A 25,056-nucleotide genomic window follows, 5' to 3' on the forward strand; every position below is an offset into this window, starting at 1 on the left:
GTCACCCAGTCCTTCGGAAATCCGGCATCAAGGCCGGAAGACGGATCGGATGCACCCTTCCTTTTTGTGCTTGAAGATGTCGTAGCCGTACACCGCGTCGTCGAGTGGCATGTCGTGGGTGATCAAGTAGGACGGGTCCAGGTCACCCTGCTGGATGTAATCGAACATCCGGGGCACATACCGCTGCCCGAACTGCTGTGCGGTGCGAATGGTGAGGCCTTTGTTCGTCACGACGCCCATGGGGAACTTGTCGGTGAGGCCGTAGACGCCGAGCACCGCGACGACGCCGCCTTTCCGGCACGCGAGAATCGCTTCGCGCAGCGGTGTCGCGCGATCGGATTCCAGCCGCAGGAGTTGTTTGGCTTTGTCGTAGATCTGCTGGAATCCGGTGCCGTGTCCTTCCATTCCGACGGCGTCGATGCAGGCGTCCGGGCCGCGGCCACCGGTGCTCTCGCGCAGCATCTCCTGGACGCTGTCGACGGCGGTGTAGTCGATGGTCTCCGCGCCGAACTGCTCACTAGCTACGCGCAGCCGCTCGGGAAACCGGTCGATGACGAAAATCCGGTCGGCGTCGAGCAGGCGGGCGGTGTGCCCGGCCATCAATCCGACCCCGCCGCTGCCCCACACCGCGACGGTGTCACCCGGGTGGATATTGCAGAACTCGGCGCCCATCAGGCCCGTCGGTACGGCATCGGAGAGGAACAATGCCTGTTCGTCGGTGATGCCTTCCGGTATCGGGAAGCAGTTGACGTCGCCGAAGGGGACGCGGACATATTCCGCGTGGGATCCCTGGTAGCCGCCGAAGGGGTGGGTGTAGCCGTAGATGCCACCGCTCGGATAGCCGAGCAGCGGTTGTTGCAGCGCACCGTTCGGATTGGTGGTGTCGCACATCGAATACAGTTCGTGGTCGCAATACCAGCACGACGCGCACCCGATGAAGGACGGGACGACGACGCGGTCGCCCACCTTTGTCGAGCCGACCTCGGCCCCGATTTCGACGACTTCGCCCATGAATTCGTGCCCGAAAACGTCACCTTCCCGCATGCCGGGCAGATATCCGTCGATGAAATGCAGGTCGGAGCCGCAGGTGGTGGTCAGCCGCACCTGCACGATGACGTCATGCGGATTGACCAGCGTCGGGTCGGGCACGGTTTCCACGGCGAGGTCGTTGACGCCGTTCCAGCAGAGCGCACGCATGTCTCCTCCTGTTCACCGAGCCGACGAGCGAGCGCTCGGATTGTGGGCGAGGGTGGGCATTTCGCCGGTCTGCAGCCGGGCTCGGGCTCGATAGAGGGCGGTGAACATGGCCGCGCCGGTCAGCAGGTCGGGCAGTGGGGTCCGCGCCCGCATGGTCACTTCGGTGCCCAGATTGCGCGGCGCGTCCCGGAAACCGAGGTCGATCTCGAGGCCACGGGCGGAGGCGCTGTCCTCGTCGTCGAAGCCGACGAACCGCAGGTTCCCGTCCTCCTCGCGCAGGGTGGTCTTCCAGGTCGTGCGCCCGTCGGTGCCGGAGTGCAACGTCCACTCGTAGATCGACGGTTCGGTCGAGCTGACCTCGGCGATATCGCCCAGCACCTCCGACAGGTTCGCCGGGTCGCGCCAGAACCGCTCGACTTCGGCTCGCGGGCGAGCGATGGTCACGGTTTGGCTGCTCGAATAGCTGCTCGCCGACTCGATCAGCCGCCCCACGAGGTCGCTCAGCAAATGTTTGGTGTCATCGATGTAGTGCATGGGGCCTCCTGTTGGTCTCCGTAGTCGCCCGACACTTCGACGCGTACGAGAAGCACCGTGCCCTGCGGGTCAGCGGCACGAATCGTCGGTCGCAGAGGACGCGGAGCAAGAACTGCCGCGCATGTCCTATGCGGTCTCGAAGCGGCTACCCGCAGCCGGATACACCAAACCGGATTCGCCGTTGTCGCTCGAGTCCGACGAGGTCAGCGGGACCACACTTCGTTTCCTCGGCTGTCCGGCCGCCGACCAGGGTTGCGCTCGGTGGCCGGCCCCTGCCGCACGAGCGCCGTCGGATCATCTCGATCGGCCGATCTCGGCCTTCTTCGCCGCCAGCCGCGCGGCGAATTCGGGGGATTCGAGAGAGGCCACCTGCGGCACGATCTCGGCGTCGACCGCGTCGGCGTGAGCGGCGAGATTCGCGGTGTGGCGCATGGTGCGCTTGGTGGTGATGAGCAGGTCGCGCGGCGCGTCGGCCGCGGCCGCGGCGAACTCGACCGCGCCGTCCAGCAGCGCGTCGTGGTCACCGTCGATCACCCGGTGCGCCAGACCGGCGTCGCGGGCGGCCTCGGCGTCGAGAATCTCCCCGAACAGCGTCATCGCGGCGGCCCGCTGCGGCCCGACGGCGCGTTGCAGCATCCAGGTCATTCCGCCACCCGGATGAATGCCGAGCCGCAGGAACCGGGCGTCGAACCGGGCGCGGGGGCCGGCGATCCGCACGTCGGCGGCCAGGGCCAAGTTGAGTCCCGCGCCGACGGCCGCGCCGCCGACCGCCGCGATGGTCGGCAGTGCGCACCGCGCGACCGCGAGGAATCCGTCGTAGATCACCCGCAGTCCCTGCTCGCGGGCCTCGCCGAGCGCGCTGAGATCGGCGCCCGCGCAGAACGCGGGCGGGGTTCCGGTGACGACCACCGCGTGCACGCCGGTATCGCGCTCGGCCTCGGCCACCGCGGCGGCCAGTTGTCCGGACAGCTCCGGTGTCAACGCGTTCCGCCGATCCGGGTCGTGCACGGTGATGATCGCTACTTTGTCCCGCCGCTCTGTGCTGATCTCCGCCATGACCGGATCGTAGGCGCCCGGGAGCGGCCGGTGGACACGCACGTGATGATCGCCGCTTTCGAATCGCGCCGAAGACAATCATGGACGCGAGATTGCCCATGCTCAACGATCGCTGGAATGCGGCGCGTCAGTGCGTTGCTGCCAGCGAGGAGAGTATGAGCGTGAGAGCGCACAGCAGGTTTCTGGTCGGCGCGATAGTCGCCGCGACGGTGGCGATGCTGCTGACCGCATGCGGCGGCGGGGAGGTCCGTACGTCCGGCGGTGTGCCGGTGCTGCGTTATCAAGGTTGGGCGTCTCAAGTCGTCATTCCGGAACTCGCGGAAGATCTCGGCTTCTTCGACGGCAAAGTGAAGCTCGAGTGGCAAGGCAATACCATCAGCGGTCCGCAGGACATCCAATCGGCGGCGACCGGTCAGGTCGACTTCGGCGGTGCGTTCGGGGGCGCGGTGGCCAAGCTGGCACAGGGCGGCGCGCCGATTACCGCCGTGGTGAACTACTACGGGTCCGACGAGAAGACGTTCACCGGGTTCTATGTTCCCGAGAACAGCCCGATCAAGACTCCGAAAGATCTGCTGGACAAGAAGATCGGAGTGAATACGCTGGGCGGCCAGTCCGAGGCTGATATCCACACCGCGTTGAAGAAGATCGGCTTCGACGACCAACAGATCAAGTCGGTCCAGCTGGTGGTGTTGCCTCCGCCGAACACCGAGGACGCCGTTCGGCGCGGGCAGGTCGACGTCGCCGCGTTGAGCGGGCAATTCCAGCAGCGGGCGATCGCGAACGGCGGACTCCGTCCGGTCTTCACCGACTACGAGGAATTCGGTCCGTTCAACGGCGGTCAGTACGTTTTCCGCAACGACTTCATCGCCAAGAATCCCGACAGTGTCCGGGCATTCGTCGACGGGGTCGCCAAAGCCATCGAATGGCAGAAGACGACCCCGCGCGACCAGGTGATCGCGAAGTTCACCGAGATCATCGAGAAGCGTAAGCGATCGGGGGAGGACGCCTCGTCGGTGAAGTACTGGTTGTCGGTCGGAGTGCCCGCCGTCAGCGGCGTCATCACCGACGCCGACTTCCTGCGCTGGGAGGCTTGGCTGCGAGATACCGGCGCGATCACCGGTTCGTTCGATCCTTCGAAGTTCTACACCAACGAATACAACCCGTACGCGCCGAAGTAGTGCGCAAGACAGGTCGGGCTCCGCTGTGCCGCGAGAGCCTGACCTGTCCATTCGTGCCGCTCCTCGTCCTGGTTTCGCACGTAGGACCACTTCCGCGACCGAATCCCATCGGACATAGCGCAAACCGCCTGGTGGGGGACATCGAACCGTAATCCGGGCGTATGCCCGGTATCGCCTGCCGAGCGATTCATGCGACGTGCGTCGCACTGGCTCGATCATGGCGACGGTCATCCGATCGACCACTGGAACAATCGGGCGCCATTGCGTGTTGTCGCTGGTGCCGCTACTGTTGGTGCGGTCTTCATCTTGTGGATGTAGGTGACAGTTCCCTCCCACAAGAGTCCACATTCGCCACGGCGGTCTCGCATGCCGTGCCCCCGGCACCGCGCTCGGACTGGATGGCTCCAGCCACACAGCACATCGGCGCGCCGCAGCGAGCGTCATTCCCAGCAGGCGGCATTCATGGCGACCCGCCGCATCCACAACTCACCAGGAGTAATTCCATGCAGGACAACAGTATTCGCAGACAAGACAACGCAACCGGAGAGAACCGCACGACATCGGTCACGGGCATCCTCGATATCACCGACAACCATGCCTCGCTGCACGTCGACGGCTACCTGCCCGGACCGCACGATGCTCATGTGCCCGCGCGCTCGATCCGCGAGTACGGCCTTCGCCGCGGCGATATCGTCACCGGCACAGTCGGATCCAAGCGGGAAGGCGCGAAACTCGCACCGCTGGTCGGAGTCGGCAGCGTCAACGGCCTGCCTCCGGGCAATGCCGGGTCGCGACCGCACTTCGCCGACCTGGTCCCCATCTATCCGCAGGACCGCCTACGGCTGGAGACCGAGCCGCACGAGCTGACCACCCGCGTCACCGATCTGATGATGCCGATCGGCAAGGGCCAGCGCGCGATGGTCGTCGCACCGCCCAAGGCGGGCAAGACATCCGCGTTGCAATCCATCGCGCACGGCATCGCCAAGAATCATCCCGAGTGCCACCTGATGCTGGTACTGGTCGGAGAACGCCCGGAAGAGGTGACCGACCTGTCCCGCGCGGTGCCCGCCGAGGTCGCCGCCGCGACCTTCGACCAGCCGGCCCGCGAACACATCGTGCTCGCCGAATTGGCCATCGAGCACGCCAAACGTCTCGTCGAAATGGGCCGCGACGTGGTCGTGCTGCTGGACTCGCTGACCCGGCTGGCCCGTGCCTACAACCTGGCGGCCGCCGGGTCCGGCCGGATTCTCTCCGGTGGCGTCGACGCCGGGGCGCTCGCGCCACCGAAGAAATTCCTCGGCGCCGCCCGCAATATCGAGAACGGCGGCTCGCTCACCATCATCGCCACCACGCTGGTCGAGACCGGCTCGCTGGCCGACACCGTGATCTTCGAGGAGTACAAGGGCACCGGAAACGCCGAACTGAAGCTCGATCGGCACCTCGCCGACCGCCGCCTGTTCCCCGCGATCGACATCGACCGGTCGAGCACTCGCAAAGAGGAACTGCTCCTCACCGCCGATGAGCTCGCCGCCACTCGATCCCTCCGCAAGACCCTGTCGGGCCGCGACCCGCAGCAAGCGCTCGAACTGCTGCTGGCCGGCATGAGGCAAACCGAGACCAATGGAGATTTCCTGACCCAGATCCGCAACGCGGGCTGAGACGATGCGCTGTTCGACGAGATGCCTTGCAAGTGTTCTGCTGACCTGATGTGTTCGGCGCCCGCCGGGCGCCGAACACATCTCACGCCTCGAACAGTGATTGCCCGAGATAGCCGCCCGGTGCCGCGACCCCGGGCGGGATCACGAACACCGCGGAACCGACCGGCGTCGTCCACACATTGAGCGCGTCGAATTCCGCGAGCCTGCGCTGCACCGGAACGAACTGCGTGTCCACGTCGCGCTGATAGGCGGCGAACAGCAGACCCGAGTTGGAGATCCCGCCCGGCGCGGGCGCGTCGTCGTAGTTGTAGCCACGACGCAGGAAACGCTCGCCGTCGTGCGTGTGATGAGCCCGAGCGATGTGCGACGACGGGGGGATGACGGGTATCCCGTTCGCGTCGACGGCCGTGAAGTCCGGTTCGTCGAACTCGTCGGTTCCGGTCAGTGGAGCACCGTTGGCAACGGTGCGGCCGATGGTGAGTTCCCTTTCCTCTCGGTCGATTCGGTCCCAGGTGTCCAATGTCATCGCGATCCGCCGCAGCACGCACGAGGTACCGCCGCTCAGCCAGGGCTGGGTCGCGCCGTCGTCCCACACCAGGCGGGCGAACTCCGGTGTGCCGGGAGCGAGGTTCACCGTGCCGTCCACCTGGCCCATCAGGTTGCGCGGCGTCCCGCCCGGCGCGGCATCGCGAAATCCACGCTGCACCCAGCGCACGGTGACCAGCGACGACACGCTCCGGCACAGCACACGCACCGCGTGCGACACCGTGGTCGCCTCATCCGCGCACACCTGCAGGAGCAGGTCGCCTCCGCTCCAGGCGGCTTCGAGCCGGTCGATGGGGAACGGGGGCAACGGCCGCAGCCAGGACGGCCTGCGATGCCCGAGGCCGGCCGCCGGGAACACCGCGGGCCCGAAACCCACGGTGATGGTTAGCCGCGCCGGACGCTGCGCCAGTTCGGGTTCGGTGTCCGCGAGGGCGGGCCGCCCCTGGGTGAGCCGGGCGGCGTCGCCGGTCCATATCTTCAGTAGTCCGACGAGGTCCTCGCGCCCGACTCCCGCCCTCAGATCGAATGCGACGAACGCCGCGTGCGCTTGCGCCACGGTATCGATCCCGGCTTGGTGCGGTCCGTAGAACGGCACCGCCGCGTCCCACGGCGACGGATCGGGCCCCCGCTGTCCGATGCGGGCGGCGGCGCCGAGCCCGGCACCGGCGACGCCTGCCGCGGCGACACCGCCGCCCAGCAGGCGCCGCCGGTTGATCCGTGCGGGTCGCGGTCCGTTCCGCTCAGCCACCGTGCGCGGGGGTCTGCGCGCCGGCGTGTGACTCGCCGCCCGCGTGATCGGGCACGTAATTCTCCTGGTTGCCCGCGAAGTCGCGCACCTGGGCGGTGAATGTCGTGCTCGAGCCGTCGTCGAAGGTCAGCGTGAGCGACGTCTCCGATCCGGTGCGCAGTGGTCCGTGCAGGTCCATGAACATGATGTGGTCGCCGCCGGGCCGCAGCTGGGTGCGGCCGTGCGCGGGGACGACGAATCCGCCGCGTTTGGGCCGCATCGCCTTCGTCCCGTTCGCGTCGGTGACCACTTCGTGCAGCTCGATCCGGTCGGAGGCGGGACTGGTGGCCGAGACGATGGTGCGGGGGGTGTCGCCGCTGTTGATCAGGTCGCCGAACGCGGCCGACATCCCGCTGTCGGCCGCCTTGACCCACTGGTCGGCAATCGTCACGGCATCGGCTGATGCGACGGTGTCCGTCTTGTCGGCCGACGAGCACGCGGTCAGCAGAAGGGGCACCGCCGCGGCGGCGATCGCGCCCCGCAGGAGGCGAGCGATGCGTGGCGAAGTGAAGGTATTGACAAACATGAGAACTCCGGAAGTTTCGCGCGATGTGGTGTGGTGCGCCGACGAGGTGTGAGGCGTCGACGGATCCGCCGGTGGGCCTGCCGGTCCGTCATCGGGTGTTGTCGGCCGGCGCAGCGGACTCGTGGCGACATCACCGGACCGGCCGAGGGCGGGCGTTGTTCCGAACGCCGCGACCATCGGGGGACTCGCCGAAATAGACCGCGGCTCACTGAGTCTCGTGGCGAAGCGCTGTGCCGTGCCACGACCTGCCGTGGCATTCGCTGATTCGGGCAGATTTCGAGCCGCGTGGACGATGTCGATCCGATTCGCGTCGCGGGGCGGTGAGCCCGCGACGCTCGCCGGCGCGAGGAGGAGGTCAGGCCCGGAGTGGTGGACCGCGCAGACCGGAGCCCGAACCGAGCAGCAGGCGCCGTGGATGAGGCAGCGCCCGGCCGAAGGCGAACGAGCCGAGCCGGACCGGTGCGCTGGGCCCGTCGGCGAGCACGCGCACCGCGTGCCGCACGTCGGAAACCGCCCGCAGCACACCTTGTTCGGCGGCGCGAATGAGCAGCGCGCCGAGCGGAACGGCCGCCAGATGCGTCAAGAGCATCGCCGACGTTGTGCCCGCGTAGTGGTGATGGCCGGCCGACAGGGTGGATGCGACGTGTGCGACGGCTTGCCCCACCGCCAGCGTCGCCATGATCTCGCCCGGCCCACGACGGTGCGGCCGCGTGCCGGCCAGCACGCCCACCGCCGCGCACGCGGCGATCAGCAGGGCGATCGGCGCGGCGCCGGGAGACAGCGCGCCGCCGCCGAGCGCGTGCGCCGCGATGCTCACCGCCCCGGCCGCGGATCCGACGAACGCGCCGCGCATCCGCGCCGCTACTACCGCCGGATTATCCACCGGCTCATACTACTTCCTGTCGTAGCGGTGACCGGCACCGGATCGAGTTCAAGCCCTGCCATCGGGTCTGCCGCGAGCCCGAGCTGTTCGGACCGAATCGGCGTGGTGCGCGATATCTCCACAGCGCAACGGCGACGGCGGCCCGCTCAGACCGTGAGGGCCGCGTGGACGAGGTTGTGGTCGGATACCCCGCCGACGTCGTCGACCGCCGCCGCCGTGACGGTCGCGCCGTGTACCACCACGTGGTCGATGTACTGCGACTTCGGGCCCGAATCGCGGGGGCGGGTGGGGATCGCGCCTGCGGCGTATTCGGCGACGACGAAGGCGTCGCCCAACCCGGCGGCGACGGAGGCGCGGTCGATGTTGAAGTCACCCAGCAGCACCGCGGCGTTCTGCGATGCGTCGGTGGCGAGTTCGGCCAGGCGGGTGAGTTGGTCGGCGCGCCGCCGGTCACCGGTCACGTGGGTGGCGATCACCGTCAGGCCGCCCGCGTCGACGACAAGAGCGCCTTTACCGCGGTCCTGGGCAAAGGATTCTGCGGTGACTTCACGGCTCGGCTCGGCGGTGAGCACGACCAGATATTCGCCGCCGTCGAGCAGGGAGCTGGGGACGCGCCGCGGTGTCGGCAGCCGCTGATACCGCATCGCGTGGATCGTCCGGCCCGGCAGCGCCATTCGCAGGCCGGCCAACTGATCGCCGCTGACCTCCTGTAACGCGATGATCCGTTCGGTGCGTTCGGCCACCCGCGCGGTCACCGCGGCGATCCGCGCCCCCTCGTCCGGCCATCGGGTAGCGACGTCCTCGTACCAGTTCTCGGCGTGCACGCGATGCAGAACGTTCCAAGTGGCCACCGTGATCACCTTCGCGATGGTATGCGACCCGGGTGGAACGGGTTACGGCGCGGGCTGCGCCGCCCTCGGCGCGCTCAGCCCGCGCCCTGGATATCGATGCCCTGCTGGAGCGAGGCCACCGTGCGATCGAGGACGCGGTGCAGGGCCGGAATCGAATGGTCCGCCCCCATCATCCAGTGATCGAGGCCGACGCCGAAGGCCGCGAAACAGGCCGCGGCCGTGAGCTGCGGCCGCAGATCGTCGGCGGGGAGCCCGGCGCGGGCGGCGAAGTTCAGCGCCATCGCGCGCTGGCGTCCGAGGGCGCCGATGAAGTTCTCCCGGCGCAATTCCGGGTTGCCGACCAGCAGCTGCCTGGCCCGGCGCGCCGTGTCCGCCTGGCGGTGGCGTGCCGGGGCGTCCTGCTCGTCGAGCAGAAAGTCGCGCAGCGCCGCGCGCAGTGCGGTCAGCACCGATTCGGTCGCCGGTCGCCGGTCGACGGCGGCGAGCAATTGCGCCATCAGGTCTTCCTCGTGGCTGAAGACCACCGCGAGCTTCGAGGGGAAATGGCGATGGAAGGTGCGCCGCGAGACCCGCACGGCGTCGGCGATCTGCTGCACGGTGGTCTGTTCGAACCCATGTATTTCGAACAGCCGCAGCGCCGCCTCGACCAAATCCCGGCGCACTCGCGTCTTCTCGCGTTCGCGTGGACCGTTCACGCCCGTCATGTCCGCAGCTCTCTCCGCGATGTCATTGATGTCTCAAAGTGACACTTTAGCCGATTGTCGGGTTACAGTGTCTCATCGAGACACCAAGCCGACGATCGAGAGGTGACGCCCATGTCGGTGCGACGTGCGGGAATTGCCGTGGCCATGGCGGCGCTGCTGTGCGCGGGGGCGCAGATGGGTCCGGCGGTGGCCGATCCCGAGGGGCCGGAGCCGGGCACGGTCGCCACCGATGAGGCAATGCCCGAACCGCTCTGGATCGAGGGCGCGGGCTCGGCCCATCGCTTGACGTACTGGACTCGGACCTCCGACGGCCGGCCGGCCCTGTCCAGCGGCGCCGTCTTCGTGCCCGCGGGCACGCCGCCGAGCGGGGGCTGGCCGGTGCTGTCCTGGGAACACGGAACGGTCGGCCTCGCCGACGAATGCGCGCCTTCCACCGCGGGTCGCAGCAAACGCGACCTGGACTACCTGGCGACGTGGATGCGCCAGGGTTACGCCGTCGTCGCGACCGACTACATCGGTCTGGGCACCCCGGGACCGCACGCGTACCTGGACGGACGTGCCGAGGCGCACGCGGCGATCGACATGGTGCGTGCGGCTCGCGCGGCCGACGATTCGCTGTCGTCGAAATGGGTGGCGATCGGGCAGTCGCAAGGCGGCGGCGCCGCGGTGTTCACCGCGTCACTGGCGACGGAATACGCACCCGACCTCGACTATCGCGGCGCCGTCGCCACCGGCCCTGCTTCCAACATCGTCGAGGCCGCTTCGTTCCTCGGACCCGGTGTGCCCGCGATCGGCAACGCGCACCTCACCGCCTATATCGCGTATGTGTTGAACGGATTGAAGGCGGCGCGACCAGGCTTCGATCTGGACAGCTATCTCAGCCCGGTCGGCAAGCAATTGGTGACCGCAGCGGAGTCGCTGTGCTTCCAGCCGCTCGCCGATCGCGCGCAGGGAATCTCGGTCGACCAGTTGTTCTCCCGCCCGCTCACCGACGGCGACTTCGTCGCCACGGCGCGCCCGGTCATGGACGTCCCGCTGACGGGATACGACCGGCCGCTGTTCATCGGGCAGGGCACCAACGACACCGACGTCCCCGCGCCGTTGACCGCGAAGCTGGTCGTCGATCTGGAATCGCACGGTGTCCGGCCCGATGTCCGCGTGTACGCGGGGAAGGATCACAGCGCCACGATGGCCGCTTCGTTGCCGCACAGCATTCCGTTCGTCGCGCGCCTGTTCGCCTGAGCCGGGGCGCTCAGGCGCGCGCGGCCGCGGGCTCGCGTTCCGCGGTGTCCCGCGGCGGCTCGGTGGGCTTGCGGACCGGTATGGCCAGCGCGACCAGTGCGGCGAGCACGGAGACGCCGCACCCGATCAGCAGCCCGGTGCGAAAACCGGCCTCGGTGGGAATGGTGTGTCCACCGAGACCGGTGCTCATCTGCGCGAGGACGACTCCGACGACCGCCGCGGACACCGTGGTCCCGATCGAGCGCATCAAAGTGTTGAAGCTGTTGGCCGACGCGGTTTCCGACAGCGGGACCGCGCCCATGATGAGCGCGGGCATGGAGCCGTAGGCGAGGCCGACGCCACCGCTGCACACACACGTCACGACGAGCAGGCCCCAGGTCGACCCGAGCAGCAGGACCGATGAGCCGTACCCCAGGGCGATGACGATGCTGCCCACGATGAGCGTCACTTTCGGGCCGCGCGCGGCCGAAAGCCGGGCGCCCAGCGGGGAAACCGCCATCATCACCAGACCGGCGGGGGCCATCCACAATCCCATCGCCAGCATGGACTGCCCGAGGCCGTAACCGGTGACCACCGGCAATTGCAGCAGCTGCGGGATGATCAGCGATTGCGCGTACATGGCGAACCCGACCACGATCGAGGCCGCGTTGGTCAGCAGCACCTGCTTGCGCACGGTCACTCGCAGATCCACCAGCGGATCGGCGGTTCGCAGTTCCCACCAGCCCCAGACCGCCAGGACCAGGATCGCGGTCGCGAACAGGCCGAGGGTGGTTCCGCTCGTCCAGCCCCAGTCGGCGCCCTTGGACACCGCGAGCAACAGGCACACCAGCGCGGTGCCCAGGCCGAGCGCGCCGAGCACGTCGAACCCGCCGCCTCCGCGCGCCGGGATGGCGGGCACCAGCAGCCAGATCAGCGTGGCCACGCCGGCGCTGAGCACGGCCGAGCCCCAGAACAGCACGCGCCAGCTGGCGTTCTCGGCGACCGCGGCGGCGATCGGAAGCCCCAGCGCGCCACCGATCCCCATCGAGGCGCTCATCACCGCGATGGACGTGCCGAGCCGCTCGGTGGGCAGGAGGTCCCGCAACGCGCTGATGCCCAGCGGCACGACGCCCATGCCGATTCCCTGCAGGCCGCGTCCGGCGATCATCGGCACGACCGAGCTCGCCAGCGCGCAGACCAGCGATCCGCCGATGAGCGGAACCGTGCACGCGAGCAGCATGCGCCGCTTGCCGTAGAGATCGCCGAGGCGGCCGGTGATCGGCGTGGCCACCGCACCGGCGAGCAGTGTCGCCGTGATGACCCACGAGGCGTTGGACGGCGTGGTGCCCAGGAGCCGGGGGAGGTCCCCGATCAGGGGCACCACCAGGGTCTGCATCAGGGCGGCGACGATGCCCGCCGCCGCGAGTACACCGACTATGCCCTCGGACCGAACTTCCGATGGTGCTGCCACGCGGATCTCCCTCTCTATTCAAACTGTGTGTACGGTACATACTGATTGCACTATGCACAAGAATTGCAGTATGCAAATGCGCTGGTCCGCGTAGGTAGGTGTGGTATAGGTGCGGAGATGAGCCCGTAGCGGCGGATATCGGCAGGAGCGTTGTGTGGACAAGCCCGTATCTTCGGTGGAGTTCGAAACCATGCTGCTGGGGCGGCACAGCCTCAGCGCCAAGGCCCGCCGGGGCAGCGGCCACCTCGACCGCAGCGCCTACACGGTGCTGAGCAGGCTGCGAGTGCAGGGCCCGATGTCCGTGGGCGAACTCAGCGACGCCTTCGGTCTGGACACCTCCACGCTGCACCGCCAGACGACCGCCATGCGCGAAGCCGGTCTCGTCGAACGCATTCCGGATCCGGACGGCGGCATGGCGCGCAAGTTCCGCCTCACCGCCGAGGGCGGGCGCCAGCTCGATGCCGAACGCGCCTACAACGTCCGCGCTCTCGAGAGCGTGCTGTCGGACTGGACCTCCGAGGACGTCGCCGCGTTCGCCGGATTCCTGAAGCGGTTCAACACCGACATCGAACGCGTCGACAAGCGACCGTGGCCCCGGCCGTGAACGCGTGCGGCACCGTCCGCGCACGCACACGAAATCTCCACAAACGACGCCGGTTCTCTCCACAACCGGTGGCTAGGGTTCGGTGCATGGAACACAGCGCACCGGCGCACCCCGCACGGCGGATCCTGGTCGTGGACGACGAGATGACCATCGCCGAATCCGTCGCGGTGCGCCTGCGGGCGGAGGGGTTCGCCGTCGAGCTGGCCCACGACGGCCCCTCGGCCGTCGCCGCCGCCGAGGCCGTCGACCCGGACCTGGTGGTGCTCGACGTCATGCTGCCGGGATTCGACGGGCTGGAGGTGTGCCGTCGCATTCAGGCGCGCCGCGCGGTGCCCGTGCTCATGCTGACCGCGCGCGCCGACGAAACCGACCAGCTAGTCGGCTTGGGCGTCGGCGCGGACGACTATCTGACGAAGCCGTTTTCGCTGCGCGTGCTCGCCGCCCGGGTGCACGCGCTGCTGCGCCGGGTGGACCGGGCGGCCGACCGCGACGGCGCGACGATCCTGGTCGGCGACCTCCGCATCGATGTCGATCAGCGCCGGGTCTGGCGCGCGGAGGTGGAGGCGTTGCTCACGCCGCTGGAATTCGATCTGCTCGCCCGGCTGGCCCGGCGCCCGCGCATGGTGCTCGCGCGGGAGCGACTGCTCGAAGACGTCTGGGACTGGTCCGACGCGGCGGGCACCCGCGCGGTCGACAGCCACATCAAGGCGTTGCGCCGCAAACTCGGCGCCGACCTGATCCGCACCGTGCGCGGCGTCGGATACGCCCTGGAAGCCCGATGAGCGCCGGTCCCGAGAACGCGCGGCGGGTGCGGAAGACGATGTCCGGCATCGTTTCCGGCGAGTGGCGCAGGTTCGGCGACGGGGTGGCCGAGCTGCTGCCGCGGCCGTTGGACCCGGTGAAGTCGATCAAGCTGAAGCTCGCGATCCTCATGCTGTGCTCCGGCGGTGTCGCGTTCGGGTTCTTCCGATTCAAGATCGGGTGGCTGCCGCCGCGCACCACGCTCACCGCGGTGGTGATCGCGTTGATCACCTCGCAGTTCCTCGCCCACGGCATCACCAGGCCGCTGCGGGAGATGACCGCGGCGGCGAAGCGGATGGCCCACGGCGACTACACCTTGCGGGTGCGGGCGAGTTCGCGCGACGAAGTCGGGCAACTCGCCGAGGCGTTCAACCAGATGGCCGCCGACCTGGCGGCGGCCGACCGGCAACGCCGCGATCTGATCGCGAACGTCTCGCACGAACTGCGCACCCCGATCACGGCGTTGCACGCGGTGCTGGAGAATTTGGTGGACGGCGTCTCCCAACCCGACCCGGCGACCCTGCGCACCGCGCTGGCCCAGACCGAACGGTTGACGCTGCTCGTCTCGGAATTGCTCGACCTCTCCAGTATCGAAGCGGGCGCCTTCCCGCTCGATCGTGAGGATCTGCCGATCGCGCCGCTGCTGGCCGACGTGGTCGCCGAAGCGGAGGTCATGACCGCCGCGCTCGGACGCGGCGTGCGCTTCCGCACCGACGTGCTACCCGGCGCCGCCCGCGTGTACGCCGACCGTGCCCGCCTGCATCAGGTGCTGCTCAACCTGCTCGACAACGCCGCCAGGCACGGGCCCGCGGGCGGGGAAGTCCGCCTGGCCGTGCGCGCATCGCAGGGCGAGATCGTGATCGACGTCGAGGACGACGGCCCCGGCATTCCGCTCGCCGAACGCGCCCAGGTGTTCGACCGGTTCACCAGAGGCGGCCGCACCGCGGGCGGAGGCACCGGACTGGGCCTGGCCATCTCCCGGTGGGTGGTCGACCTGCACGGCGGCACCATCGCGGTCGCCGATCCCGGCTCCCGCATCCGGGTGGTTCTGCCCGGACGCTGATCTGCCACACCACTCGACCCGGACCGCAGGCGCGGACCCGGGGTGATTCCGCACGCCCATCGAAGGAACGAACCATGCCTCCAGAACCCGAATCAGCGTCGACGCCCGACCCGGTGTCAACCGCATCCGCGCCATCCGCAACCGATTCCAGCGCAGTCCCCACCACGCCGGCATCGGTGTGGGCGCCGCCGGGGCGCTCAGGGGGCGCGGTGGCCGAGGCGCGCGCGGAGAAGGTCGGTCCGCCGGTGGCCGGGCCGATGTTTCTCCCGCGTCCGTCCACGTGGCGAGGGGTCGCCTGCCCTCCCGGGGTGGCGCTCGCCGCGCTCGTCTCCGGATCGGCTGCCGCGGTTCTGATCCACTGGGACCGGCCCGGCATCGGGTGGCTCCTCGCGGCCGGTGTCGCCGCGACGGCGGTGTTCCTCGTCGACCGCGATGCCCGCAAGCGAGCGGCGAGTACGACGAGCGATGCGGTCGAGGCGACGTCCGGACGACAGACGGCCCGCACCGGTTCTCCTCGGTTCAACGCGGGGCGGCTGTGGTGGGCGGCGCTCGCCCTCGCCCTGCTCGCGGTTGGTGCCGTCCGCGCCGCGGGCTGGTTGTTCGCGTTGTGTGTGGTCGCGGCATGCGTCGCCGGTTCGCTGGCGGTCGTCGCACGCCGCTCGGCGAACGGCATCCTCTACGACACGTTCGCCGTCTGGCTCGCGGCGGCTGCCGCCGTGCCATGGGCATACGCCGGTACCGCCCGCGTGCGTAGCGGGAACGCGCCGCGTGCGCGGCGGCTCGGGCTGTCGGCAGTGGTGACCGTCGCGCTGCTCACGGTGTTCGTTCCGCTGCTCGGCAGCGCCGACGCCATGTTCGCGGCGTTGCTCGAGACCGTGACGCCGGACGTGGACATGCCGTCGTTAGCGCGCTGGATCGCACTGTTCGCGGTGGCCGGTCTCGGCACGCTCGGCGCACTGTTCCTGCTGGCGGGCCCACCGCCGCCCGCCACAGCGGCGGTGGCGGGGCGAACCTTGCGCCGATCGGAATGGGCGCTGCCGGTCGGTGCGCTCGCGGTCCTGTTCGCGGCGTTCGTCGCGACCCAGTTCGTGGTGCTCTTCGGTGGCGACGACTACGTCCAGGAGACGTCGGGCCTGACCTACGCCGAATACGCGCGCACCGGTTTCTGGCAACTGTCGGCCGTCACCGTGCTGACCCTCGCTGTGCTGATGGTCGTACTGCGCTGGGCGGCCCAGGACACTGCCGCCGATCGGTGGTGGCTGCGGGGGCTGCTGGTGGCGGTGAGTGTGCTCGCCCTGGTGATCGTCGCCTCGGCGCTCGGCCGGATGTGGACCTACCAGCAGGCCTACGGGTTCACGGTGCTGCGCCTGCTGGTGGAAGTCTGCGAACTGTGGCTCGGCCTGGTCTACGTCTTGGTGTCGGCCGCGGTCCTGCGGCTGCGCCGGGCGTGGTTGCCGCGCGCCGTGGTGGGCACCGCGATGGCGACGCTGCTGGCGCTGGCCGTCCTGGACCCGGAGCGGTTGATCGCCGAGAGGAACATCGATCGCTGGCAGCAGGGCAAAACGCTGGACACCGAATACCTGGTGACCCTCTCGCCGGACATCCTGCCCGCGACCGATCGGCTCCCCGAGCCGCTGCGCGCGCAGGTGCGAACCCGGCTGCGCGCGGACCTGGGCGGGGACGCCTGGCAGAGCTGGAATCTGTCCCGGGCGAGAGCACGGTGAGCTTCGGTGCAATACACTTGTATTATCGCTGATCGTGGGTTATAACTGGCCTGAGTGGGCACTGTTGTCGCTGGTCGGGATCGACCCTCGCGAAGTGCTGCAGGTGCTCATGGGCGCTCGCCGATGGCCTCGGCGGGCGCGTGGCCGGAACGAACTCGCGGTCCTGACGGTGTGGGGCCGAACCGAAACGGGCCGGCCGCTCATCGTCGCTGTCCGCCGCACCGAAGGCTGGCAGTGGGACATCCTGGGCGCGGTCGAGATGACCGAAGCCCAGGTGGCCGAACTCGAGCGTTGGGAGCACGCCGATGACTGACTATCCGACGAACCCCGAGGACGTCCGGGACTTCCTGTCCGGTCTGGAATACAGCGACGCGCCCGTCGACCCGGCCGAGCTGCCCCCGCCGCTGCGCGCCGAGGACACGGTCACCGTCACCACGTCGCTGCGCATCCCGCTGGATCTGCACCAGCGCGTCAAGAAGGCCGCCGAGCAGCGCAACGTGACCATGTCCGCACTCATTCGCGACTGGATCGAACTGGAGCTGGCCGCCCTGGAGAACGACCAGCCCATCTCGCGCGCCGATGCCCTGCGGGCACTGGCTGCCCTGCATCCGCTGCGGCAGTCGGCTTGACCTGCCGCCGCGACGGCGTCACCGGTCGTCGCGGGTGAGGATCGAGTCGAGCCGGACGGCGAACTCGTCGGGTGCGCTGCGGTAGCCGACGTGATCGCCCGCGAACTCGACGAGGTCCAGCCCGAGTTCCTTCGCGAGCGCGGCGTTCGGGAGCGCCGGGAAGGTGCCTCGCGATTCGCGCCCGACCCCGAGCACCAGGCGATCCACCGACGCACGCAACGCCGCGAGATCCGGGGTGTAGCGGGGGTACTGCCTCAGCTCGTGCTCCATCCAGAACACCAGGTTCCGCTGGATCCTCCCCACCATCTCGACGGCTTGCGGCGGCAACTGCTCGCCCGGCGCAGGCGGCGCGATCCGCAGACCGATGCCCTTCGCGAACGCCGCCATGGCCGCGGGCGTGCCCTCGCTCCTGCTCTGTTCGTAGATGCCGTCCAGGAAGGTCAACCACTTCTCGGCATCGGGCAGCAGCGTGGCCAGCGGTGGTTCGTGGGCGACGAGCGTGCGCACCAGTTCCGGCCGGGCGCGCTGCAATTCGAGTGCCACGATCGCGCCCGAGCTGCTGCCGAGCACGTGGGCAGGCTGGTCGGTCAGGTGTGTGAGCAGCGCCGCGGCGTCCAGGCCGTCGGTGACCACGCGATCGTCCGGCGGCCCGTCGAGGGGACTGCGGGTGAAACCGCGCCGGTCGTAGGAAACCACGCGGTAGCGGTCGGCGAGACGTTCGGCGATGCCGTCGAAAGTCCCGGCGTCGCCGTTGCCGCCGGGGATCAGCAACAACAGCGGTCCGGCGCCGCGAATCTCGTAGTAGAGGGTGGCGCCGGGGACGGCGAGGGTGTGCTGGGACGGTACGTCCATCGGAAACGCTCCTGGAAGAAGGGACAGTTGCCGCGGTGCCTCCCGGATGACCGGCGTCTCCACCGTAACGAAACTTGCATGGCACGCGAGATCGCGTGATCGGAAAGTTCTGTGTCGGACCAGATCAGGGGCCTCGGCATGCCGAAATAACTGTGGCGGTGGGTAATCGGATGGCGTAGGACAAGCTCGGCCGCGGATACCCTGGCGCAGGTCGAGCAGGCCGAGTTGCGTCTCGCGCTGGGACGGGGGGCGTGGCTTTCCGCCCATGAGCTGCTCGATGGCGCGAGCTGTGGCCCGATCCGGCGGCATGGGGCCGATCATCCGTCCGACTGGGGCCGTATCAGGTCGGCTCGGCCCGCGCGATCCCGTCCAGCGCCCGGCGCACCGCATCCGCCGGGTCGGCCGCGACCACCGTGGCCGCCACCGGTCGCCCCTTCGCGTCGCGAATCTCCCAACCGCCCAGAGAGACCACCGGAATCCCGCCGCGCCGACGCGCGAGCGCGACCTCCGACAGCGTGCCCCACGAGCCGCCGATGACGATCACCGCGTCCGCCGACTCGACGAGGATCGCGTTGCGCGCCTCACCCATGTTCGTGAACAGCACCGCCGACAATCCGGGACACACCGCGCCGCGATCGGTGTCCGGACGCACGCCGATCACGAGCCCGTCGGCCTCGGCGGTGCCGGCGGCGACCGCGGCCATCACGCCGGTGCCGCCACCGCACAGCACGGTCACCCCCGCTCGCGCCAAGAGCCCGCCGACCGCGCGCGCCCACGCCGCTTCCTGCTGCGTGCACTCTCTCGGTCCGCAGACCGCGACCTGCCGCACCGGCCTCACCCCGCGGGCCGGACGACCGGTTCCAGGCGCTCGCGCAACGCCATCGCGTCGCGGGGCGCCCGCACCTTCGCGTCATTGTCGAAATAGGTGTAGACGTCGCACGATCCGGCCCACGAGCGGATCTTCTCCGCCCACATGTCCAAGCCCTCGTCGGTATATCCGCTGACGTAGAGCTCGTCGTGCCCGTGCAACCGGATGTAGACGAAGTCGGCGGTGACCTCTTCGAGCAGCGGATACTTGCCCGCGGCGTCGGCGACGACGAGGGCCACGTTGTGACGGGTCAGCAGATCGGTGAACGCCGGGGTGATGAAGCTGTCGTGCCGGATTTCCAGGGCATGCCGCACCGGCCGGTCGGCATCGGTGCTGGTGTGCGCGGGCTCGACGCGGTGATCGTGGCGCCGCGCGATCTCGGCGGCCTGCTCGGTGCTGCGGGGGAGCCGGGACAAGAAGCCGTCCAACACGTCGGCGTCGAAGCGGAAGGTCGGGGGCAGCTGCCAGAGAATCGGGCCCAGTTTGGGCCCGAGCGCCAGCGGGCCGGACGCGAGGAAGTTCGCCAGCAGTTCGTCACCGTCGCGCAGCCGCTTCATGTGTGTGATGAAGCGGCTGCCCTTCACCGCGAACAGGAAGTCGGCCGGAGTCTGCTCCGCCCACCTCTGGTAACTGGACGGGCGCTGCAACGAATAGAACGAGCCGTTGATCTCGACGCTGTCGAGTCGCTCCGACAGATAGGCCAATTCGCGCTTGTGCGCGAGGCCCTGAGGGTAGAACGTTCCGCGCCACGGCGGGTAGACCCAGCCCGACGTACCGATCCTGATCCGGCCCATCTCTCCATGGTGGCAAATTCACTACGCCGATGTGGTCTTCGCCGTCACCTTGCCGACCAGCCAGGCCACCGCCAGCGCCGCCAGGAACGACAGCAGCGATGCGCTCATCCACGCCTGCCCGGTGAAGTGCACAGCCTGCCGAACGCCGTCCCAGAATCGCGTCCACGCACCGGCGTCACCCGGGTTGACCAGTTGATATACGGCGAACCCGGTCAGCCAGGCGGCCACCATGCCCCAGCGCGCGGGCGCGTCCGGTGCGGTGTTCCACTCGCGACGGGCACGCAAGAAGAAGTCGGCGACGAGCACACCGAGCAGCGGCACGAACACCGAGCCGATCAGCCCGAGGAAGCCGAAGTAGTTCGCCATGTTCAACCGCAGAGCCAGAATCGTGATCAGGGCACCGAGGCCGATCGAGAGCACCCGGCGATCGACGCGCGGTGCGAGATTCTGGATCGAGACGGCGGTGGAATAGACATTGGCGAAGGACTGATCCGCCTCTCGCAGCACGAAAACGAAGAAGAACAGGGCACCGAGGCTCACGTGCAGGAAAGGCGCGTACGGTCCGCCTTCGCCGGTCGCGAGCGCCAGCGCGAACAGGCCGAGGACGTAGGCGATGATCTGGGTGAGCGCGTACGCCCCGCCTGCCGCGCCGAACGCCGAGCGACCGGAGCGGGCGTGCCGGGTGTAGTCCGCGGCGACCGGCACCCACGAGATGGAGACCGCCAAGGCGGCATCGGTGGCAACCCAGAAGAGGTTCCAGTCGACGCCGAACGGGCCGCCCCCGCTCGGGCCCGGGTTCGCCCGCAGATCGGGCAGACCGGCGCGCAAGAACTGCGCGTAGAACCAGACAAGGGCGATCACGACGCCGGCGGTGACGAATCTGCGCAGCAACCGCACCGAGCCGAGCGGCCAGATCGTGAGTACCGTCGTCAGTACGCCCGCGACCACCACGTAGAGCCAGTGTTGGCCGCCGCCGAACAGTTCCTCGGCCGCGTCACCGATGACGATCAGCTCGAACGTTCCCCAGCCGATCAACTGAGCGATGTTGAGCGCGGTGGGCAGATAGCTGAGCTTCGCGCCGAACAGCCCGCGCAGCAGGACCATCGCGGGTTGTCCCGTGCGCGCACCCGTCAGCGCCGCGGCGCCGAGCATCGCCGCGCCGACCAGCGTGCCCAGGACGGTCGCCAGGATTCCGGCCGCGATCGAGAGCTGCGCGGCCCCCTCGGCGTTCGGCGCGAGCACCGTGTACGCCCCGGAGAAGGCGAAGAGGCTGACGCCGAGATTGGCCCAGAACGCACTCTGGTCCCAGAACGAGAGCACTTTCGGCGCGGGCTGGTCGAGGGTCAGGGGGGCTTCGTGCGCGTTCGCGCGGGTCGATGACGACATGACGGAAACGCTCTCCCTACGCCGGCATTACCCGGACAGGTTCATGCGGTCGGCGACGCGTGCGGTTCGCCCTCTCAGCCCGGCCGTACCCGAGCTCCCGCGGTGGGGTGATTCCGGCGAATAGTACACCCGCGCCAATTTTCCGTGTCGGGGGAGAAGAGCCGGAGCGGACGAGGCGGCGACTTCCCATGCACCACGGCACCGGCCCACCATCAGGGCATCTACGACGCGCACTGATGTCTCTCGCGGCGCCGGAACACGTCGGCTCGCAGCCGCTCCCGCCGGGCCGTCATCCGGCCGCTCGGCGTTCAGCCCATGAGGAACGAGGCGGCGAACCAGGCCAGCACGACCAGCACCGCACCGACGAGCGCGCCGGGGAACAACGCCCGCCCCTGCCGGGCCGCCATGCCCGAGAGCAGCACCCCCACGGCGAATCCCACGATCCCGCCCCCGACCATGATCCACACGCCCGCGCTGGTGTCGACCCGGCACTCGGGCTTGGACGCGCAGATGCCCCCCGCCATCAGGAACCACGGCGCGAGGATGGTCGACATCGCGGCCAGCGTCGCGGGCAGGAACCACAACAGTGCGCTGACGACGAGATCCGCCGGGCGGGGCGGTGCGACCGCGTGGGTCTCGGGCTCACGCGTCGGATAGCCGGAGGGGGTCGTGCCTTGGGACACCTGATTCAGGTAACCGTGCATCGTGTCTCGCTATCGCTTGTCGGTGGAGTCGACCGGGCCGATGGAAGTTATACACCAGCCGTCCGCGCGTGGAAGTGCTTGTGCTCCCGGCGATGCGAGCACGCCGCCGGCACCTCGCAGCGCACCCGACCGCTCGATCGGCCGGAGCGCCTTCAGCGAATGTTCAGCATCACCAACGGGTTCGCGAGCGCGGACGAAGCCGCGCGCAGCTGCCGGTGACCGTGGCCGGTGAGGGGGCGGCCGCCGCGCGGACGAGTAATCGCATCGCCGCAGGCAGGCCGCCACTACCGATGTCCGGACCCTACCTACGCGACCATCCTGTGTGTCGAGCCGCTGCGCGGTCGAGAAGACGCGGCCCGACGGTGCACCGCATGGACCGAACGACGGCGTCGCGACGATCCGCGCCGAGTTCGCTCACCCGCGCTCGCCGAAAACGCTTCTACTGTGGGAGTCACGCGTTTGACCACGCCCCGAGATCTCGACCGGACCATCAACGAATCCGGCGTCCACCACGGTTCGCCCATCGACCACCGGATCGAGCGGATATCGCTGTATTCGCCGGATTTCGCGACCGATCCACATCGCGCCTACCGGGACATGCGGGCCCGCTACGGGTCGATGGCGCCGGTCGAGCTGGCCCCTGGCGTGCCCGCGACGTTGGTGCTCAGTTACCACACCGCCGTGCGAATCATGCACGACCCGCAGCACTTTCCCGCCGACCCGCGCGCCTGGCAGGCGAACGTCCCCGCCGACTGCCCGGTGCTGCCGGTACTGGAGTGGCGACCCAACGCCATGCGCAGCGTGGGCGAGGCGCACGCGCGCTACCGGCAGGTCAACACCGCGAGCATCAACGCTGTCGACCTGCACGCCTTGCACGAAACGGTGGAGCGGATCGCGGCCGGGCTGATCGACGCCTTCGGTGCGGCGGGCAGCGCCGATCTGGTGTCCCAGTACGCCCTTCCGCTGGCCTTCGAGGTGATCAACGCTCTGCTGGGCTGCCCGCCGGAGATCGGGCGAGAGGTCGCCGCCGCGACCGCCGCCGTGTTCGACGGGGTGGACGCCGAGGAGGGCAACCGCATGCTCGGCACCGCCCTGCTGCGGCTGATCGAACTGAAGCGCGCCGAGCCGGGCCGGGACATCACCACACGACTGCTGCGGCATCCGGCCGGCCTGGACGACGCGGAGGTGATCCATCAGCTCGTCGTGCTCTACGGCGCGGGTATCGAACCGTTGCAGAATCTGATCGTCAACACCCTGCTGCTGATTCTCACCGACGACCGGTTCGGTGGCGACGTCCTCGGCGGCAGCCTGTCCACTCGCGACGCGCTGGACGAGGTGTTGTTCACCGACCCGCCGATGGCCAATTTCTCGGTCACCTATCCGCGCCAGCCGATCCTGATCGATGACGTCTGGCTGCCCGCCCACCAACCGGTCGTCATCAGTTTCGCCGCCTGCAACAACGACCCGGCGATCAGCGGGCACAACCACAGCGGCAACCGGTCGCATCTGGCGTGGGGCGCCGGACCGCACGCTTGTCCCGCCCGCAGCCCGGCCTATCTCATCGCCCAGGATGCGGTCGACCAGCTGCTGGACGCCCTGCCGGAATTGCGGCCCGCCGTGCCGGTGCACGAATTGACTTGGCGGCCGGGACCTTTCCACCGTGCCATGGCCGCACTGCCGGTTATCTTCCCGGCATCGCAGCCCTGGCGATCCTGAGATCCGGTAATCGGTCAGGACGGCACCTTCGGTGCGAGCCGGGCGAGGTTCGCCGGTCGCGCGAAGGTGTCGGCGAAGGCGTCGGCCAGCGCCGGTTCGTGCCGGGCGGCGAGCATCATCTCCTGCATGGCAGGGGGCGGATCGAGCACCGTCGCCGTCCACCGCGCGGCGGGGTGCGCGACGGCCGTCAGCCACGGCGCGGCCGCCCATTCCATCCACGCGCGGTCATAGGGACCGTCCGGGTCGTGCAGGATCGCCTCGCCGTAGCGGATCGCGCAGTGCACGGCGTTGTTGGCGCCCTGCGCGCCACCGGGATCCATCCGGCAGACGACGTCGCCTCCGCCCAGCATCGGCCGTCCCGAGGGCAGGGTGCCCACCGGACGGCGCATGACCGGGGTCACCGCCCCTACCAGCGTGGCCCCGGCGTCGGTCGGTTCGGCGTGCCGGTAGCGCTCGGCGAGTTCGGCGGGCAGGTGCGCTTCCAGCAGTCGCCTGGCCTGTGCCCAGCGCTGTGCCGGCGTGCCGTGCTGGTCGAATACGTCCAGCGCGCCGCCCGCCCGCGCCTCGAAAAGCAAGATCTCGCAGCGGCGTTCCTGCCCCGGCCGCCCGGTGAGGCCGGGATAGGAGATCACTTCACCGTGCTCGGGTAGCGCGGTGTAGGAGCCGAGGCCCTCCGGGTCCGGCTCGACACCGTCCAGGTAAAGCACGGCGAGCCGTCGCAGCGCGGCGGCGGGCGCGGGCCACGCCGGATCGGCCTCGAAACAGCCGGCGAACTCGCGTCCGGCGCGGGTCACCACGGTCAGGGCGTAGTCGGCGGCGGCCCGGTCGAGTTCGGCCACCGAGGGGTCGGCGATGCGCAGGTCGCCACCCGCGGCCAGGAACTCGCCGAGCCAGCGCGCGAACACCGTCCGCTGATCCACGCTCTGCGCGGGGCGGGTGAATCGTCCGGCCCAGGTCACCACCGTCGCACGGTCGACGGCCATGGTGAACCGGATACCTTCGATGTTGGGGGCGGTCGAGCGCCAGAAGCCGAGGCCGAGGTCCGATTCGAGGTCGAGCGTCGGCGGGAACTTGACCTGGGTGCTGGTCACCGTGCCGGTGAGCACCGCCTCGGCGTCCCGATCGGTCACCAGCGTGACGGCCCGGCCACCGCGCAGCAGACGATGGGCGAGGGGTAATCCGCATTCGCCCGCCCCGAGTACCAGTATCTGTCCCACCCTCGTGTCCTTCCGGTCGTGAACTACCGCGACAGCGCAATAGTCCGCGTATAGGTGGGCGCGGCACATCGGTAGAGACCCGCGAA

The 25,056-nt window shown here is 69.2% G+C and carries 24 protein-coding genes, 1 pseudogene and 1 riboswitch; of the genes and pseudogenes, 10 read left to right on the forward strand and 15 right to left on the reverse strand.

Annotated elements, in window-relative coordinates; genetic code table 11:
- Window positions 1-27: 27 nt before the first annotated feature.
- The 3 genes from ACGF7Y_RS33480 to ACGF7Y_RS33490 form a co-directional block, all read right to left on the reverse strand.
- On the reverse strand, window positions 28-1,197 hold the full coding sequence (locus tag ACGF7Y_RS33480; RefSeq protein ID WP_393241024.1) for a zinc-dependent alcohol dehydrogenase: 1,170 nt from the start codon (window positions 1,195-1,197) through the stop codon (window positions 28-30).
- A 12-nt stretch (window positions 1,198-1,209) separates the two neighbouring features.
- A complete protein-coding gene (locus ACGF7Y_RS33485) occupies window positions 1,210-1,731 on the reverse strand; it encodes a hypothetical protein (RefSeq protein ID WP_393241027.1) in 522 nt (173 codons plus the stop codon).
- Window positions 1,732-2,025: 294 nt separating this feature from the next.
- Window positions 2,026-2,787, reverse strand: coding sequence for an enoyl-CoA hydratase (locus tag ACGF7Y_RS33490; RefSeq protein ID WP_393241030.1), 762 nt, complete (start codon window positions 2,785-2,787; stop codon window positions 2,026-2,028).
- Between the two features lie 155 nt (window positions 2,788-2,942).
- Between ACGF7Y_RS33490 and ACGF7Y_RS33495 the strand changes: the two genes are divergently transcribed.
- Both ACGF7Y_RS33495 and ACGF7Y_RS33500 read left to right on the forward strand, forming a co-directional pair.
- On the forward strand, window positions 2,943-3,965 hold the full coding sequence (locus tag ACGF7Y_RS33495) for an ABC transporter substrate-binding protein (protein WP_393241033.1): 1,023 nt from the start codon (window positions 2,943-2,945) through the stop codon (window positions 3,963-3,965).
- 491 nt (window positions 3,966-4,456) lie between these two features.
- A pseudogene (locus ACGF7Y_RS33500) lies at window positions 4,457-5,623 on the forward strand (transcription termination factor Rho, short form); the annotation flags it as partial.
- Window positions 5,624-5,705: 82 nt separating this feature from the next.
- Here the strand turns inward: ACGF7Y_RS33500 and ACGF7Y_RS33505 are convergent.
- From ACGF7Y_RS33505 to ACGF7Y_RS33525, 5 genes are all read right to left on the reverse strand, one after another.
- Window positions 5,706-6,917 carry a Dyp-type peroxidase gene (locus ACGF7Y_RS33505; protein ID WP_393241036.1) on the reverse strand — a complete coding sequence of 404 codons (1,212 nt, stop codon included), beginning with the start codon at window positions 6,915-6,917 and terminating at the stop codon, window positions 5,706-5,708.
- Window positions 6,910-7,482, reverse strand: coding sequence for a copper chaperone PCu(A)C (locus tag ACGF7Y_RS33510; RefSeq protein WP_393241039.1), 573 nt, complete (start codon window positions 7,480-7,482; stop codon window positions 6,910-6,912). Before ACGF7Y_RS33510 ends, ACGF7Y_RS33505 begins: the two co-directional genes overlap by 8 nt.
- A gap of 355 nt (window positions 7,483-7,837) precedes the next feature.
- A complete protein-coding gene (locus tag ACGF7Y_RS33515) occupies window positions 7,838-8,365 on the reverse strand; it encodes a hypothetical protein (RefSeq protein ID WP_393241042.1) in 528 nt (175 codons plus the stop codon).
- A 146-nt stretch (window positions 8,366-8,511) separates the two neighbouring features.
- Entirely contained in the window at window positions 8,512-9,225 is a 714-nt protein-coding gene (locus ACGF7Y_RS33520) for an endonuclease/exonuclease/phosphatase family protein (protein ID WP_393241045.1), read from the reverse strand.
- Between the two features lie 65 nt (window positions 9,226-9,290).
- Window positions 9,291-9,920: a TetR/AcrR family transcriptional regulator gene (locus ACGF7Y_RS33525; RefSeq protein ID WP_393241048.1), complete on the reverse strand. Its 630-nt coding sequence runs from the start codon at window positions 9,918-9,920 to the stop codon at window positions 9,291-9,293.
- 111 nt (window positions 9,921-10,031) lie between these two features.
- Between ACGF7Y_RS33525 and ACGF7Y_RS33530 the strand changes: the two genes are divergently transcribed.
- Window positions 10,032-11,162: a lipase family protein gene (locus ACGF7Y_RS33530; protein WP_393241051.1), complete on the forward strand. Its 1,131-nt coding sequence runs from the start codon at window positions 10,032-10,034 to the stop codon at window positions 11,160-11,162.
- A gap of 10 nt (window positions 11,163-11,172) precedes the next feature.
- Here the strand turns inward: ACGF7Y_RS33530 and ACGF7Y_RS33535 are convergent, their stop codons facing one another.
- Window positions 11,173-12,612: an MFS transporter gene (locus ACGF7Y_RS33535; protein ID WP_393241054.1), complete on the reverse strand. Its 1,440-nt coding sequence runs from the start codon at window positions 12,610-12,612 to the stop codon at window positions 11,173-11,175.
- Between the two features lie 154 nt (window positions 12,613-12,766).
- Here ACGF7Y_RS33535 and ACGF7Y_RS33540 point away from each other — a divergent pair, with 154 nt between their 5' ends.
- From ACGF7Y_RS33540 to ACGF7Y_RS33565, 6 genes are all read left to right on the forward strand, one after another.
- Window positions 12,767-13,216, forward strand: coding sequence for a MarR family winged helix-turn-helix transcriptional regulator (locus ACGF7Y_RS33540; protein ID WP_393241057.1), 450 nt, complete (start codon window positions 12,767-12,769; stop codon window positions 13,214-13,216).
- 86 nt (window positions 13,217-13,302) lie between these two features.
- Window positions 13,303-13,998 (forward strand): response regulator, encoded by a 696-nt coding sequence (locus ACGF7Y_RS33545; protein ID WP_393241060.1) that lies wholly within the window; start codon window positions 13,303-13,305, stop codon window positions 13,996-13,998.
- A 38-nt stretch (window positions 13,999-14,036) separates the two neighbouring features.
- Window positions 14,037-15,080, forward strand: a complete 1,044-nt coding sequence (locus tag ACGF7Y_RS33550; RefSeq protein WP_393241146.1) for an ATP-binding protein — start codon at window positions 14,037-14,039, stop codon at window positions 15,078-15,080.
- Window positions 15,081-15,289: 209 nt separating this feature from the next.
- Window positions 15,290-16,804: a DUF4153 domain-containing protein gene (locus tag ACGF7Y_RS33555; protein WP_393241063.1), complete on the forward strand. Its 1,515-nt coding sequence runs from the start codon at window positions 15,290-15,292 to the stop codon at window positions 16,802-16,804.
- A gap of 34 nt (window positions 16,805-16,838) precedes the next feature.
- Window positions 16,839-17,117: a hypothetical protein gene (locus ACGF7Y_RS33560; RefSeq protein WP_040871963.1), complete on the forward strand. Its 279-nt coding sequence runs from the start codon at window positions 16,839-16,841 to the stop codon at window positions 17,115-17,117.
- Window positions 17,110-17,433 (forward strand): CopG family transcriptional regulator, encoded by a 324-nt coding sequence (locus ACGF7Y_RS33565; protein WP_051175844.1) that lies wholly within the window; start codon window positions 17,110-17,112, stop codon window positions 17,431-17,433. The genes ACGF7Y_RS33560 and ACGF7Y_RS33565 overlap by 8 nt, the downstream gene beginning before the upstream one ends.
- An 18-nt stretch (window positions 17,434-17,451) precedes the next feature.
- Here the strand turns inward: ACGF7Y_RS33565 and ACGF7Y_RS33570 are convergent, their stop codons facing one another.
- The 5 genes from ACGF7Y_RS33570 to ACGF7Y_RS33590 all read right to left on the reverse strand — a co-directional run bounded on the left by ACGF7Y_RS33570 (window position 17,452) and on the right by ACGF7Y_RS33590 (window position 22,037).
- Window positions 17,452-18,285, reverse strand: a complete 834-nt coding sequence (locus ACGF7Y_RS33570; RefSeq protein ID WP_393241067.1) for an alpha/beta fold hydrolase — start codon at window positions 18,283-18,285, stop codon at window positions 17,452-17,454.
- A gap of 340 nt (window positions 18,286-18,625) precedes the next feature.
- Window positions 18,626-19,114 carry an LOG family protein gene (locus tag ACGF7Y_RS33575; RefSeq protein WP_393241070.1) on the reverse strand — a complete coding sequence of 163 codons (489 nt, stop codon included), beginning with the start codon at window positions 19,112-19,114 and terminating at the stop codon, window positions 18,626-18,628.
- A gap of 5 nt (window positions 19,115-19,119) precedes the next feature.
- Window positions 19,120-19,947, reverse strand: a complete 828-nt coding sequence (locus ACGF7Y_RS33580) for a DUF72 domain-containing protein (protein WP_393241073.1) — start codon at window positions 19,945-19,947, stop codon at window positions 19,120-19,122.
- A gap of 21 nt (window positions 19,948-19,968) precedes the next feature.
- On the reverse strand, window positions 19,969-21,333 hold the full coding sequence (locus ACGF7Y_RS33585) for a purine-cytosine permease family protein (RefSeq protein WP_393241076.1): 1,365 nt from the start codon (window positions 21,331-21,333) through the stop codon (window positions 19,969-19,971).
- A riboswitch (TPP riboswitch) is annotated at window positions 21,330-21,444 on the reverse strand. Its footprint overlaps the gene before it by 4 nt.
- Window positions 21,445-21,641: 197 nt before the next feature.
- On the reverse strand, window positions 21,642-22,037 hold the full coding sequence (locus ACGF7Y_RS33590; protein WP_391467723.1) for a hypothetical protein: 396 nt from the start codon (window positions 22,035-22,037) through the stop codon (window positions 21,642-21,644).
- 459 nt (window positions 22,038-22,496) lie between these two features.
- On the opposite strand from ACGF7Y_RS33590, the gene ACGF7Y_RS33595 reads away from it, so the two are divergent.
- The gene (locus tag ACGF7Y_RS33595) at window positions 22,497-23,753 is read left to right on the forward strand and encodes a cytochrome P450 (protein ID WP_393241080.1); all 1,257 of its coding nucleotides are present in this window, start codon (window positions 22,497-22,499) and stop codon (window positions 23,751-23,753) included.
- Window positions 23,754-23,767: 14 nt separating this feature from the next.
- Here the strand turns inward: ACGF7Y_RS33595 and ACGF7Y_RS33600 are convergent, their stop codons facing one another.
- On the reverse strand, window positions 23,768-24,970 hold the full coding sequence (locus tag ACGF7Y_RS33600; protein ID WP_393241083.1) for a styrene monooxygenase/indole monooxygenase family protein: 1,203 nt from the start codon (window positions 24,968-24,970) through the stop codon (window positions 23,768-23,770).
- Window positions 24,971-25,056 lie beyond the last annotated feature (86 nt).

The sequence above is a fragment of the Nocardia sp. NPDC047654 genome (assembly GCF_043205035.1).
In the GTDB taxonomy this organism is placed as follows: domain Bacteria; phylum Actinomycetota; class Actinomycetes; order Mycobacteriales; family Mycobacteriaceae; genus Nocardia.